This is a genomic window from Mesorhizobium sp. M0816 (assembly GCF_040320005.1).
Taxonomy (GTDB): Bacteria; Pseudomonadota; Alphaproteobacteria; order Rhizobiales; family Rhizobiaceae; genus Mesorhizobium.
Map to the genome: position 1 here is coordinate 34,392 of NZ_JAMYOT010000030.1, position 13,841 is coordinate 48,232.

General features: G+C 60.5%; 11 protein-coding genes. 5 read left to right on the forward strand and 6 right to left on the reverse strand.

Features of this window, described 5'->3' with window-relative positions; translation table 11 throughout:
• Window positions 1-432: 432 nt before the first annotated feature.
• Window positions 433-705: a hypothetical protein gene (locus NKI17_RS30445; RefSeq protein ID WP_352872518.1), complete on the reverse strand. Its 273-nt coding sequence runs from the start codon at window positions 703-705 to the stop codon at window positions 433-435.
• Between the two features lie 348 nt (window positions 706-1,053).
• Between NKI17_RS30445 and NKI17_RS30450 the strand changes: the two genes are divergently transcribed.
• Window positions 1,054-2,709: an MFS transporter gene (locus NKI17_RS30450; RefSeq protein ID WP_352907209.1), complete on the forward strand. Its 1,656-nt coding sequence runs from the start codon at window positions 1,054-1,056 to the stop codon at window positions 2,707-2,709.
• 350 nt (window positions 2,710-3,059) lie between these two features.
• Here NKI17_RS30450 and NKI17_RS30455 read toward each other — a convergent pair whose 3' ends face one another.
• Both NKI17_RS30455 and NKI17_RS30460 read right to left on the reverse strand, forming a co-directional pair.
• Window positions 3,060-5,903, reverse strand: coding sequence for a valine--tRNA ligase (locus NKI17_RS30455; RefSeq protein ID WP_352907210.1), 2,844 nt, complete (start codon window positions 5,901-5,903; stop codon window positions 3,060-3,062).
• A 339-nt stretch (window positions 5,904-6,242) separates the two neighbouring features.
• The gene (locus NKI17_RS30460; protein ID WP_502894659.1) at window positions 6,243-6,629 is read right to left on the reverse strand and encodes a hypothetical protein; all 387 of its coding nucleotides are present in this window, start codon (window positions 6,627-6,629) and stop codon (window positions 6,243-6,245) included.
• A gap of 336 nt (window positions 6,630-6,965) precedes the next feature.
• Here NKI17_RS30460 and NKI17_RS30465 point away from each other — a divergent pair, with 336 nt between their 5' ends.
• The 4 genes from NKI17_RS30465 to NKI17_RS30480 all read left to right on the forward strand — a co-directional run bounded on the left by NKI17_RS30465 (window position 6,966) and on the right by NKI17_RS30480 (window position 10,063).
• Window positions 6,966-7,370 (forward strand): hypothetical protein, encoded by a 405-nt coding sequence (locus NKI17_RS30465; protein WP_155924271.1) that lies wholly within the window; start codon window positions 6,966-6,968, stop codon window positions 7,368-7,370.
• Between the two features lie 161 nt (window positions 7,371-7,531).
• On the forward strand, window positions 7,532-7,744 hold the full coding sequence (locus NKI17_RS30470) for a hypothetical protein (RefSeq protein ID WP_031193926.1): 213 nt from the start codon (window positions 7,532-7,534) through the stop codon (window positions 7,742-7,744).
• A 269-nt stretch (window positions 7,745-8,013) separates the two neighbouring features.
• Window positions 8,014-8,601 (forward strand): DUF309 domain-containing protein, encoded by a 588-nt coding sequence (locus NKI17_RS30475; RefSeq protein WP_352907214.1) that lies wholly within the window; start codon window positions 8,014-8,016, stop codon window positions 8,599-8,601.
• 166 nt (window positions 8,602-8,767) lie between these two features.
• Window positions 8,768-10,063 carry a DUF2130 domain-containing protein gene (locus tag NKI17_RS30480; protein ID WP_352907215.1) on the forward strand — a complete coding sequence of 432 codons (1,296 nt, stop codon included), beginning with the start codon at window positions 8,768-8,770 and terminating at the stop codon, window positions 10,061-10,063.
• A gap of 191 nt (window positions 10,064-10,254) precedes the next feature.
• On the opposite strand, the gene NKI17_RS30485 is transcribed toward NKI17_RS30480, so the two are convergent.
• The 3 genes from NKI17_RS30485 to NKI17_RS30495 all read right to left on the reverse strand — a co-directional run bounded on the left by NKI17_RS30485 (window position 10,255) and on the right by NKI17_RS30495 (window position 13,530).
• Window positions 10,255-10,563: a DUF736 domain-containing protein gene (locus tag NKI17_RS30485; RefSeq protein WP_023819777.1), complete on the reverse strand. Its 309-nt coding sequence runs from the start codon at window positions 10,561-10,563 to the stop codon at window positions 10,255-10,257.
• A gap of 1,118 nt (window positions 10,564-11,681) precedes the next feature.
• Window positions 11,682-12,608: an ArdC family protein gene (locus NKI17_RS30490; RefSeq protein WP_352907216.1), complete on the reverse strand. Its 927-nt coding sequence runs from the start codon at window positions 12,606-12,608 to the stop codon at window positions 11,682-11,684.
• A 334-nt stretch (window positions 12,609-12,942) separates the two neighbouring features.
• Window positions 12,943-13,530 (reverse strand): hypothetical protein, encoded by a 588-nt coding sequence (locus tag NKI17_RS30495; protein WP_352907218.1) that lies wholly within the window; start codon window positions 13,528-13,530, stop codon window positions 12,943-12,945.
• Window positions 13,531-13,841 lie beyond the last annotated feature (311 nt).

Here is a 13,841-nt window from a genome sequence, read left to right on the forward strand (position 1 = left end):
CGGTAGCTCCCCGCCGAAGCGCTGACCCTCACATTCGAGATCGAAACCGCCGATCGAGCGATGATCGTCTCTGCTCCTGCCGGAGGTGCACGAGCGTCAGGATCTCCCTCATCAGCACCTGCGAGCAGCACAAACATTCAAACCAAATTTTGGGGGTGGAGAGGGACCCTCTCCGTTCTTGCATAGCTGCATTGCACAAAACGTGTTTGCGCATTGCACAACTTTTAGCCATTAAGCCTACAGCTGATGCACGCGATGGTTTCCTCCCATTCCATCGTATCAGCTGTTCCCCTCTGAAGGTTTTGACCTTCACACCTAAAGGGCCTCGGTTTACCGATGGCCCTATTTTTTTGGCGGCCGAACGTCGTTGATTGCCTTCGTCACTGTGTGGAACGCGGCGCGATCGCCGGTTCAGCCAGCAAGCTTTGGGTGTCATTTCTCCCTGGCAGAATTGACCCCTTCCGACAAAAGCCTGACCTTTGCCAGTCTTCTACGGGCAAGCGTTCGCGCCAGAAGTTCAAAGCCGCGTCCATAACATTCAACAATGAAAGCCAGTGTCATGAGATCGAGCAGAAAGTCGTCGATCGCATGTGTGAGCGCATCGGACCTTTGTTCGAATTGAAGTAGCAAGGCGCGCGCCTCTTGGATCGCGGCCCGACAATCGCCTGCGTCTATCAGGGAATCGATCCTGTCAAAGATCTGCAAGCGTCCTCACTCTCCCAAGCCACACTCAACGCATCGAACGCCGTTGGTGAGCGAGCTTTCAGCGAAAAAACAGGGTAGCGTTTCGCGAAAAGGCATCGCTCAGCAAAGTGCCCGTTGATGAAGCATGGCGCGTCAAACGACAAGCATGAATCCGGGCTTCACCCAGGTGATGTCGTCGAAGGTGAGTGAGCTGGCCCACGTCTGCGTCTCGGCCGCCCCGACCACTGGTCAGGAGCAACTGTGGCCACATTTGTCGGAGGCAAATGGGTTCCATCTATTCTTCCAGCCGCCACGGTTCAGCCTAGATTACATGGGAAACGGCAATAACGGAAAGCAAAGGTTCGCAAAATGAGTAGGGTGGCTGGATCAAACGAAGATTTGGCTGCACCAACGACCTTTGGGCCACTTTTGCAGCCGACCTTTCGTTCGATCTGGCTCGCCACCCAGGTCTCTTCTCTCGGCTGGTTGATGCAGACTGTCGCCATCAGCTGGCTGATGGCGACGATCTCGACTTCCGATCTGATGGTTGCGCTGGTGCAGGCTTCATCGAACCTGCCCGCTTTCATTTTGTCCGTGTTCGCCGGAGTTCTCGCCGACAATCTTAGCCGGCGCCGGGTCATGTTCGCCGGTCGCTGTCTTATGGTGATTGCCTCCGCGATGCTGACCGCGTCCGTGGCGCTGGGCTTTGTCAATCCGTGGATGATCCTCGGCTTCTGCTTTTTGATCGCATCTGGTGGCGCTCTCAACGATCCCGCCTGGCAAGCGTCTGTCGGCGATATCGTGGACCGACGCGATGTTCCCGCTGCCGTCACCCTGCTTTCTGTTGGCTTCAACACCGTCCGGACCGTGGGCCCGGCACTCGGCGGCATCGTGGTTGCCTCGTTTGGGCTTATGACGGCTTTCGCCGTGACCACGCTCACCTACCTGGTCCCTCTGGCCACCATATGGCGCTGCAAGTGGAAGGTTCGTTCTTCGCCTCTGCCGCGTGAGCCGATGAGGACGGCGATCTATGATGGGCTGCGCTTCACCGCGATGTCATCGGAAATCAAGGCGGCGATCGCGCGCGGAACCCTCTTTGGCCTGGCGAGCATCGCCATACTCGCGCTGCTGCCGGTGGTTGTCCGCGACCAGTTGGGAGGAGGCCCGCTCGCCTATGGCGCGCTCATGGCCGGCTTCGGCACCGGTGCCGTCTTGGCTGGCCTCTCCAACAGCCTGTTCAGACGGAGCTTGTCGCAAGAAAGGCTGATGAGGCTCTCCTGCGTCGCCTGCGCGGCGTGTTCTCTCTCCTTGGCAATGACATCGTCGATCGGGGTGGCGGCAATTGCACTCGCCTTGGGCGGCGCCGGCTGGGTCACCGCCTGGTCCGGGGTCGGTGTGAGCGTGCAGCTGGCGAGCCCGCGCTGGGTCGTAGGGCGCACGATCTCGATCTACTATGCTTTGATAGATGGTGGCATCGCGCTCGGCAGCTGGGTGTGGGGCACGGTTTCCCAGAACCATTCGCTGACCTGGGCGCTGGAGGGCTCCGCTGCAGCCCTGTTGCTCGTCGCCGCAGCCGGCGTTCTGTTTCCTCTTCGCGAGCGCCGCGAATCCGAACCCGATCCTTTGGGCGAATTCGACGCCCCAGCTGTCGCTCTCAATCTGAAGCCGAGAAGCGGCCCGATCGTGGTCAAGGTCGAATATCTGATAGCCGAGAGAAATCTCGAGGCCTTCCTCGACCTCATGCGGCAGCGGCGTCATGTACACAGCCGTGTCGGTGCGCGGAACTGGACGCTCCAGCGCAACCTTCAGAAGCCTATGCAATGGACAGAAACGTTCCGCACGCCGACCTGGACAGACTACCTTCGCCTCAATCATCGTCTCACGGAAGTAGACAAGGAACTGGACGAACAAGTCTTCCAGCTGCACGCGGCAGAGTCCCCGCCTCAGATGACACTTTCCATCGAGCGGCCGACAAGCTCGGCCCGCAAGCCCGAGCACTCAGTTTTTCGCCATCCCCGTCATTGAAGCCCGGCCTGCACATATCTGGGACATCAGCGATCGCTTACCTGTCGCGCTCAAATGGTGCGGGGCGGAGGCGGACGAGCCACCAAGATTCGACGGTCAGTGGCGGAGAAGAACAACAGGCTCGAGTGCGATCGATCGGCCCGCCTTGAAGAGCATCGACAGCCGAGCCGCCGCGAGTTGTTTATAAAACACGACTGCAGAGGACACATCGACTGCTCCAGGATTGAAGCTGCCGTGTCGAACTGTCCATGACAAACGAAGGAAAACCGCTGTTCCTGTGCTGGCGGAGCCTGGGACTGCAACAGCACGCGACTATCGCCGCGTGCCAACTTTTGAATTTAGCGTCTTCCTCAGGCCGCTTCGCTGATCCGGGCCAGCGCAAGCTTGAGGCTGGCATTTTGTCCCTCCAGTTCGCCGAGACGCTCACGTTCGGCGGCGACCACATCCGGATTTGCGTTGGCAACGAACTTTTCGTTCGAAAGCTTGCCGCAAATACGAGCGGTCTCCTGCTCGGTTTTTGCAATCGCCTTCTCCAGACGCGCCTTTTCGGCAGATAGGTCGATCAGGCTGCCAAGCGGCAGGCAGATCGTCGCCTCGTTGAGCACGATCTGCGCCGAGCCCTTCGGGGCTGTATCGGCGAGCGAGATGTCGCCGACCCGCGCCAGCCGCTTGATCGCCGAATCCTCGCGAACCAGCCGCTCACGCGTCACATCGTTGGCGCCAACCACGACCAGCGGCGCGATCGCCGCCGGCGGCACGTTCATCTCCGAACGCACCGAGCGGATGCCGGAGACGAGGTCGACCAGCCAGTTGATGTCGGCGGCTGCATCCGCGTCCTCGAAGTCCGGCGACGGCCATGCGGCATGGCAAAGCAGCGAGCCGCGCTCCTTGCCCTCGCCCGCCGTCTGTTCCCACAGCTCCTCGGTCATGAACGGCATTATCGGATGCAGGAGCTTGTAGATTTCGTCGAGCACGAAGGCGACGCAGGCGCGGCTCTCGGCCTTGGCGGCCTCGTCGGTGCCCATGAACACCGGCTTCAGCAGTTCCAGATACCAGTCGCAGAACAGGTACCAGATGAAGCGGTAGGCAGCGCCCGCCGCTTCGTTGAAGCGGTATGAGGTGATGCCGTCGGTGATGTCGCGCGCGGCCCGCGTCAGTTCTGTGAGGATCCAGCGGTTGACCGCGAGCTTGGCGTCGTTCAGCCAGAAATCGTCGTTGCGCGCGACCTCGTTCATCTCGGCGAAGCGCGTCGCGTTCCACAGCTTGGTGCCGAAATTGCGATAGCCGGCGATACGCGCCGGGTCGAGCTTGACGTCGCGTCCCTGCGCCGCCATCACCGTCAGCGTGAAGCGCAGCGCATCGGCGCCGTATTCGTCGATGAGATCGAGCGGGTCGATGACGTTGCCTTTCGACTTCGACATCTTCTGCCCGTTCTTGTCGCGCACCAGCGCATGGATATAGACCGTGTCGAAAGGCTCGATAGATTTGCCATTCTCGTCCTTCATGAAGTGCAGACCCATCTGCATCATGCGAACGACCCAGAAGGGAATGATATCGAAGCCGGTGACAAGCACGTTGGTCGGATAGTAGCGTGCAAGTTCCGGAGTTTGATCCGGCCAGCCGAGCGTCGAGAACGGCCACAACGCCGACGAGAACCAGGTGTCGAGCACGTCTTCGTCACGGGTCAGGATTTCGCCGGGCTGGAAATTCTCGAGCTTGTCCTCGACCCAGGCCTTCCACGGCCCTTCCAGCGCCAGATAATATTCGATCGCCGCCTGCAGCGCCTCTTCCTCGGTCTTCTCGACGAAGACGTGGCCATCCGGTCCGTACCACGCCGGAATCTGGTGACCCCACCAAAGCTGGCGGGAAATGCACCACGGCTCTATGTTTTCCAGCCAGTTGAAATAGGTGTTCTCCCAGTTGCGCGGTACGAACCTGGTTCTTCCTTCGCGCACCGATTCCAGGGCAGGCTTCCCCAAAGTCTTGTTGTCGACGAACCACTGTTCCGTCAGCCTGGGCTCGATCGGCACGCCGCCGCGGTCGCCATGGGGAACCGTGTGCTTATGCGGCTCGACCTTGTCCAGCAGGCCCGCCTCTTCGAAGATGCGCACGATGATCTTGCGAGCCTCGAAACGGTCCTTGCCTTCCAGTTCATCCCAGGCGCCATGTAGGGCGGCGGGACGATCGAGACCTTCGAGGAAATCCTCATTGTCCTTGATGGTGATGCGCGCATCAGGCGTCAGGACGTTGACGACACGCAGGCCGCGCCGCTTGCCGACCTCGAAGTCGTTGAAGTCATGCGCCGGGGTCATCTTCACCGCGCCCGTTCCGGCCGTTGGATCCGGATATTCATCGGCGACGATCGGGATGCGGCGGCCGACGATCGGCAGGATGACGTGCTTGCCGATGATTGCCTTGTAGCGCTCGTCATCCGGATGGACCGCAACGCCGGTATCGCCGAGCATCGTCTCAGGACGGGTGGTGGCGACGACGAGATAGTCGCGCATCTCCCACTCCGTGGGCTTGCCCTCTTCGTCGAAAGCAACCGGGTGCTGGTAGGTGACGCCTGGCTCCAGGGGGTAGCGCAGATACCACAGGTTCCCGTGAACCTCGTGCTGTTCGACTTCGATGTCCGAAATCGCGGTCAGCATCTTCGGATCCCAGTTGACCAGTCGCTTGTCGCGATAGATCAGGCCTTGCCTGTAGAGCGTGACGAAGACCTCCAGAACGGCCTTCGACAGACCCTCGTCCATGGTGAAGCGCTCGCGCGACCAGTCGCAGGATGCGCCGAGACGCTTGAGCTGCTTGAATATCACACCGCCCGATTCTGCCTTCCACTCCCACACCTTTTCGATGAAGGCTTCGCGGCCCATGCTATGGCGATCCGGCTGCTGCTTTTCGGCCAGGCGACGCTCAACCACCATCTGCGTGGCGATGCCGGCATGATCCATGCCCGGCTGCCAGAGCACATCCTTGCCGCGCATGCGCTCGAACCGCACCATGATGTCCTGCAGCGTGTTGTTCAGCGCATGCCCCATGTGCAACGAACCGGTGACGTTCGGCGGGGGGATCACGATGGTGAAGGTTTCCGCGCCCGGCCTGGCGTTCGCACCGGCGCGAAAAGCGTCTGCCTCATCCCATTTTTGGGCGATCTTCGGTTCGACCGTGGCGGCATCATAGGTTTTGTAGAGCATTTTGGGGAATTTTCTTCTCTGGCATTTTTGGTGCACCAAGGCGCGCCAACTGGATGAGCACGAGTTCTTGGTACGCGATTAGGCTACGTTGACCAAGTGGATTGAACGACCCGCTCGTGGGGCGTGAAAGGCGAGGTCGCATAACACGCTCCTGCCTGAAAGGTCAGCCAGATTCGGGCTATCCTCAATCGAAGCGACGCAGCCGCCGGTCCACAATCAACGCCATCGGGAGACCTTTGGACTATATGGCCAGTTCCATCGTGCGCTTATACCGCAGCCATCCGGTCCTGTGTGAGCCGAGGAGCAATTTGGCCGCCGGTACGAGCAGCGCTGAGCCGGCTAGAAACGGGCGAAGTGACCTGAGCTCCGAAGCTTGGCTAGCAGGATGCTGGCCGTTGCGCGGTGGTCAACCCTCGCTTGCTCACGCAGCGGAGACGCATTCCAGGCAGCCAATTCCGCCACCAGAAGCGCAGTGTCTTCGTTGATCGATGCGCATCTAAGTTGTCCGTTCTTCTCCATCACGATTACCGCAGTGCCGGTGACGCCATATCCAATCGCAGCCATCCGCTGTACGCAGACATCGCCGTCGACGCGAACATCGAACAGAACCGACCCTGCGGTTTTTTCCGCAGCGTCAGCCACACGATCACAGAACGGTCGATTGAGGCCCTCGATATTGCCGAGCGACTGCTCAAACAAGGCCAATTCAACATGCTCCGCCACCATGGCGGCGAGAGTGCGCGCCGGCTGGCGCAATCGGCAAGACACCAGCGCTGATTATCCACATACCAGCCCAACTCTCCGGCCCTTTCATGGAGCACGCCTCGGCCCGAAAGCACCGTCTTGCCTGCGGCTGAGAGCAAGAACTGTTTGAGGTGCCCTCGCATCAAGGCCCACGAAAACCCTGTCGCCACCCTCTCTTGCCGGACTGTTTCGTTTTCCTCGCGTGTGCGGAGGCGATTGTATATTTGACAAACCCGTTGGCGGCTTCGACCGCATGCGGCTCCAGGATGACAATTAGACTTCGCTAATATATGCTATGCGGCATGTGGGGGAGGTGTCATGAGACAGCCACGAAGACGTATCGCGCTGGCGTGGCTTGTCTTAACTGGCAATGCGGATGCTCACGACTGGTATACCGGCAAAAAAGACCCGGTCCTGCTCTATGATTGCTGCGGCAACAAAGATTGCCATCCGATAGACCCTCGCGATGTCAGGGAGACGAAAGACGGCTATTACGTCAGCCTGCCTCGCCCTTCATATCTGAATGAGCCACAAGAGCCAGAGTGGTTTATCCCTAGGGAGCGTGTCCAAGCCTCCCCCGATGATCACTATCATCTCTGTGAGCGATTGATGACGTTCTATCGAACGATCATTCCGCATATGAAGTTCGAGGCCTACCAGAGGTTCAGATGGACGTGTTTCTTCGCGCCCAAGGGCACGAGTTCAATCGAGCAAGGCCGGTAGAGGTTCTTCACCGAGCCTGGTCCCGTTCCACCGGATGAACGCCTTGTCAAAAATATAATCGCGTCAGCGGAAGTTAAATTTTGACTGTTTCGGCTTGCCGCAAATTAGGGTCTCGGTGGCATAACTCGGGCATGACTTTCGGGGTACTGGCAGGAAGACTGATGCGCGGGCGTGGATGGATCAAGGCGTTGCGTCAGGACGATGCCCAACAGGTGCGTGCGCACATTGCCGAACTTGAGCGCAACCTCATTGCGACCACACCTCAGGGACGCCATCGACGTTTCGAAGCCGGGAACGAACTTCGCATTGCGAAATTCCGCCTGGAGCGTCTCGAGGAATGTATCGCCGGAATAGCGGAGAAATGTGGGGGTTAGATGAGATGCTCTCGAAGTTGCCGCGCGGTACGCCGGGCTGTGCGTCGGGGCTGTCACAAGGCCAGCCGTCTGACGCCGCTCGGTCGGGAGCACCCTTTCAAGCTGCGCTGGGCGGTAGACGCGCGGGCACACGAGACTGCCTGGAGACAACCCGCAAGGCGTTCCTGTTCCATAGTACCGGACGAGGGGCGACCGGCCTGCGGGCCCCGCCCGTCGCGGCCAAATCACCTCTATCGTAATTGATTGCCAAGTGACAAAATGCGTCTTTGATGGCTATTGGTTCGACGTTGCGCCCGCGCTGGCTACCGGAAAAGAATTTTCCGTCCTATGCGTATCTTCCCGGCCGGCAGCCGCATCCCGTGCGCGATCCTGCAGGACACAGCTATCACAGCGAAGCAATTCAGATTGCTGAAGAGGCGTCGCTTGACTCGGACATGTTCCTCTGGGGTATCGACCTCTTCAATCATGGCTATTACTGGGAAGCCCATGAGGCTTGGGAAGGTCTTTGGCAGGTTGCAGATCGAGGCGCTCCGCTTCGGATGCTTTTCAAGGGATTGATCCTGTTATCGGCGGCCGGTGTGAAGATCCGCGAGGGCAAGCATGCGGCGGCGCTGCGTCATGCCGGACGCGCCGCGGCGCTCCTTCGTCGGCTGATGAACGCGCCGGATCGCGCCTTCGAATGCGCGCTCGGCATGTCACTTACCGTGCTTGCCGAACAGGCCGAAGCCGCAGCAAGGATTCCGGCAGCCTTGCAGGCGACAGCGCTGGGTCAGCCTCAAGCCGTGTTTGATTTCATTCTCGGGTCACGTCCCCGCAGAATGCCGATCAGATCGCAAAAGAGAAACAATCATTCGTAGAAGACGGCGGATTCACCGTGCCGTTTTGCCGGGAATTCGACGACGAAATCGGCGTTCCGTCCTTACGCTGGGGATAACACCCTTGTTCGCTCTTTGTTCTTTTCCAAAAAAGAGCGGTATTATATAGTCTGAAACTACATCAGCCCTCAGTGAGTCAGCGCGCCAAATGACTGTGCAGCCCAGGATTCTCAATGAACCGACAATCAGCTGCCCGAGCTGCAAAACGGAGATCAAGCTCAACGAGTCGCTCGCGGCGCCGCTGATTGCCGCGACTCGCGAGGACTATGAACGGCGTTTGGAGCAGAGCAACGCGTCCATGGCGGCCCGGGAGGAAGAGCTTAAACGTGAGCGGGCCGCGATCGACGCCGCCAAAGAGGACATCGGCAACCAGGTGGCTGAGCAAATCAAGCTTGAGCGTGCCGCAATCGCTGTCGAGGAAGCCCGCAAGGCAAAATTGCTGCTTTCGGTAGATCTGGAGGACAGGGATAACAAGCTAGCCGAGCTGGAGGCGACGTTGAAGGCGCGCGACGAAAAGCTCGCCGAGGCCCAGCAGCAACAGGCGGAATTTCTCAAACAGCAGCGTGCGCTTGACGATGAAAAGCGCGAGATGGCGCTGACCATCGAAAGGAAGATCCAGGAGGGATTGGACGCCGTTCGCGTAAAGGCGAGGTCCGAAGCCGAAGACGGCCTCAAAATGAAGGTTGCGGAAAAAGAAGAACAGATCGCCGGCATGCAGCGTCAGATCGAGGAGCTGAAGCGCCGTGCGGAACAGGGTTCTCAGCAGCTGCAGGGCGAGGTCCTCGAGCTTGAGCTCGAGTCCCTCATTGCCAGCCGGTTCCCGATGGACACCATCGAACCGGTCGCCAAGGGCGAGTTCGGCGGAGATGTCCTGCACCGCGTGGTCGGACCCGCCGGCCAGCCATGCGGCGCCATTTTGTGGGAATCGAAACGCACCAAGAACTGGAGCCAGGGCTGGCTTGGGAAACTCAGAGGAGATCAACGAGCCGCGAAAGCGGATATTGCGCTGATGATCTCGGAAGCGCTGCCTCCCGGCGTGGAAACCTTCGATCTTGTGGACGGAGTTTATGTCGCCCATCCCAAGTGTGCGATCCCGATCGCCATCATGCTTCGGCAATCCCTGATCGAACTGGCGAACTCCCGCCTCGTCCAGGACGGCCAGGCCACAAAAACGGAACAGGTCTACGGCTATCTGACCGGTCCGCGCTTCCGCCACCGTGTCGAGGCGATCGTAGAGAAATTCTCGGATATGCAGGAGGACCTCGCCAAGGAACGCAAGGTCACAACACGCCTGTGGGCCAAGCGCGAGGCGCAGATCCAAGGGGTGATCGAGTCGACTGTCGGCATGTATGGTGACTTGCAGGGTATCGCCGGAAAAGTGATGCAGGAGATTGAGGGGCTGGATGTGCTGGCGCTTGAAGCCTCTTCGCCTGAAACTGAATAGGAGGCCTTCGGGTCGGCCAAGGCGATCAGGACTCCTCACAACGACTGATCCCAGCTGAGACGCGACCAGAAGACGGGACCCGAGCCCCTGCTCCGCAGCCATCGCTTCGTCACGCTTTCTCGTTCCGCCTGCGGGCTTGGTTTGGGAACGGCCGAAGGCCCCGCCTTGCGGCGGAGCCCTCGTCGAGGCGATCAGTCCCGGTTGGGGCGAGACCAGATCAGCTGCAGGCCTTCCTCGCCTTCCACCTCGATCAGGGTGGCGTAGATCGGAGCGGGGAAGCTCGGGTCGTCCAGCTTGACCGAGAGATAGTCGCGGCCCTCGTTGGAGACCTTCTGCCAAGCGGCTCCGAGATCGACGCTACCCGAGTAGACGCGGAAGTGGGGGCCTTTGTCGGAAGGGTTCTCGACGCGGATCAGCTTGGCTTTGACGTTGAGGTTGAGGGTTTTGATGGCTCCGGAAAAGCCGTTGCCGTTTGAGGTGAATGTGCCGATGGTAGCCATTTGTCGTCTCCGTGAGTTTCTCGGGCCGCGACCACCGCGACCTCGATGGCGGTCGATGGACCGGAGGCGATCGGCCCGCACCCACCGGGGTCCCCATTGCGTGTGCGCAATGGGGTGGTCCTTAGGGCCGCAACGACAGTGAAGGGCAGCCAGGGCGAGGCTTTCTTGTTCCGCGCGGAATGACGGTGCAGCCGTCAGGGGAAGAAAGTCGCGACCGGCTGTTGCGGGTTTGAGAACGAGGCGTAGCGCAGCGAAGACGGCCTTCGGTCAGACCAGCCCCATCGAGGACGCAGGTGGTGGGCCTTTCCATGAAACCGCCGGCCAGACGACGGTCGAGCTCCCATCGGCATGATCACCGCAACTTCGACTAACGTCAGGCACCATCAAGCCTGGCCGTCCCCGTCACGCGTCATTGTAGAACGACGGACAGCTCGGAAAGAGCCGCACCCGCCTCCTGATATCGGTCGAACGATGACGGGCCGCGAGGCGAGTCCCAGGAGCCCGATAATCTGCTGTTCAAGCAGGAGCGGCCGCATAGCGGACATCGATAGGCATCTTTGGGCTGGACGCCGGCACCAGCCGGCTGATCAGGGTTCGGCCTCGGGTTACCGCCCGAACGGGGCCAGCCGCAAGGCGGGGCTCACCCTGATGTGCTCTGCCGAGCGAACGACGCTTGCCAAACTGGACCATCACACGCCGCACATCCTTCATTTGGCAAAAGGTCGAGCTGGCCCTAGCCGGCCACGTCAAGATGTCGACCTAGTTGAGGCAATCCCGCCGAGTTATGCGCTTCTCTATGGTCTCGCGGCTCGGCTTATCCGCATGGAAATCCCGGTCGACGGTGCCGGGGGTAAAGCGGGAATCGATGCCCGATGCTTGCCCTCAGCGACGTTGGGGAGATTTCGCGCAAAGGGCAGCACATTCGGCGAGGCAACCAGCGAAGATGGTCGTAGACAACGACCGCTTCCCAGCAAGTATCGGCGAATATATGGCAAAAATAACCGTGTGCCGCCATCAGGACGAAGGGGTCGATTGCACTCCCGCGCCCAAACTGATGACGCGAAAGCGGATCGGGGAGGGCTCGGCGCTCTCCCCTTGCAACAGCGGAGCGCGTAACATCAGGCCGCACTCGCCATTTCTTCCGCCTGGGGCTGGAATTCGTGGAGATAATTGACCGCGCGTTGTGCGTGGGCGGCCGCCTGAAAGATCGCCCGCTTGTCGCTGCCCAGCAGGCTGGCCCAGCCCTGAATGTAGGCGGCATGATCGGGCCTCGGCTCCAGCTCAGGGACGATGTCGAGGTCTGCGCAGAGCATCGCGGCACCAAGCTCGACGAGCAATTCTTCGCGCGCCCGATCCGTGCGATCCTTGTGGTAGCGGCTGAGGTCCCTGTTCAGCCGCTGAGGAGCCGATGTCCAATGCAGGGTCTCATGCGCTCTCGTGGCGACAAATGAAGCCATGTCACGGAAAAATTCCGGTGACGGCAACTGCACATGGTCGGAAGAGGGACAATAATAGGCCTTGTCTCCGCCATACCGCACAACCGCTCCGGTGTTGTCGAAAAAACGGTCGGCATGCTCGATGCGCTGGATAGGATCGGCGGCAGGCTCTGGTGCCGCATGATAGTGCGGCGGCAGACCTTCAATCTGGTCGGCGCAAAACACCGTGTAGGCCTTGAGGAACGGAATACCTCGCTCGACTTCTTCGCCATGCGCGTCGGTTTCGGTCCTAGTGAAGCGGCTGGCGTAAACAACCATGGAGCCAGTCTCGCCCTTGCGAACATGACCCCCGAGCTCCGCACTCTGCTTGAACGTCATCCAGACCGGAGAGACAAAGCCCCTCGCGACCGCCTCCGACCACAAAAGCAGTGTATTGATCCCTTGATACGGCAGGCCGTTGTGACGGAGCGGCCGTGTGATGCGACCGGTCGTATTCGCAACGCTCCACGGTTTGACCCAGGGACGCACGCCCTTCTGCAGATCCGCGACGATACGATCGGTGATTTTCGCGTAGATGTCGACGCGGGGCTTGTTGTTGTTCCTGTCCATTTCAAACCTCCATTCGAGGCCGCGCCGATCGCGGCCGTCACGAGGTCCGCACGCGCAGGACCGCAGGTCCGCGAACCCGCGCAGGATCGATGAGGAAGCTAAGAACCATCGCTTGCGGGCCGCAACGTCAGTGGAGGACGGCGCAGCCGTTTCGCGGGACGAGGACCGGAGCAGGACCATCATTCGTGACGGCCGCGATTGGCGCGGTCTTAATCACTTGCCGTGTCCATCTTTGAGCCGGGTGCCTTTGGCACAGCAAAGAGGCCGGCTCCCGAACGGACACCAGCCTCAGTATGAGAAGATCGGGCGGAGCCGATGCTCCGCCCGATGGCAGTTAGCCAAGGGCCGCCATCTGGAGATCGGCTGCCTGCCGGTTGACGGTCTGGCCGGGGTTCTCGGTCTGGCGTTCGTAGGGCTTCCAGCTCTCGCCGACGATGTGCTCGTAGGCGGCAACGGCGCCCTCGGCGGCCATGCGCAGGGCATGCGCCTGAAGGCCCATTTCGGCGGCGAATTCGCGCTTGCGTTGGGCCTTGCTGTCGAAGCCGACCGGACCATCAACGTCCTCGTCGCGGGTGTCATTGGCGAGCTTGGCCGTGGCATCCTTCGCCTCGGTGACGGCCTTCGAGTAGAACTGGCCTGCTCCAAAGGCGGAGCCGACATGGGACCCGACGATTCTTTGCAGGTGGATCTGCATGGCCTTTTCGGAAAGGCCCTCGGAGAGCGTATCGGCGCTTTCGATCAGACTGCGCTCATGGAATTCACGGATGCCGTCACTGTCGAGGATGGAGAGGCCGAAGCTTTCGGAAATGAGGGTGGCCTGGTGGCCATCCGGGCAGCAGAGCCGGACCATTTCGAGGGTTGTGCCCTTGCGGAGCTGGACGACGCGGGCCTTGGCCTTGGTGGAGCGGGTTGAACTGGACATTGAGCTTTCCTTTCTAGCGATGCCCTTCAGGTGTTCCGGCCCTTGCCGGTCTTTCCTGCGGGTGCGGTCAAAAGGAACCGGCGGAAGCTGGACGCTTCAGGGTCCGGAGCCTGCCAGGCGAGCGAGGTTGGCTTGCGGACAAGCGGGGTCAGTTCTTCACTGGCCCTGCGCGGGGCGCGGGCCAGCCTTGCCGAGATCGGCGGGATCCGGCCGCCCCGCGGCGCGATAGCGGCCTTGAAGCGGACAGCCGCCGGTTCAGACCGCAGCAAACCCGCCGGGAAGACCGGCAAGGAATGAATTCGGACATCGGC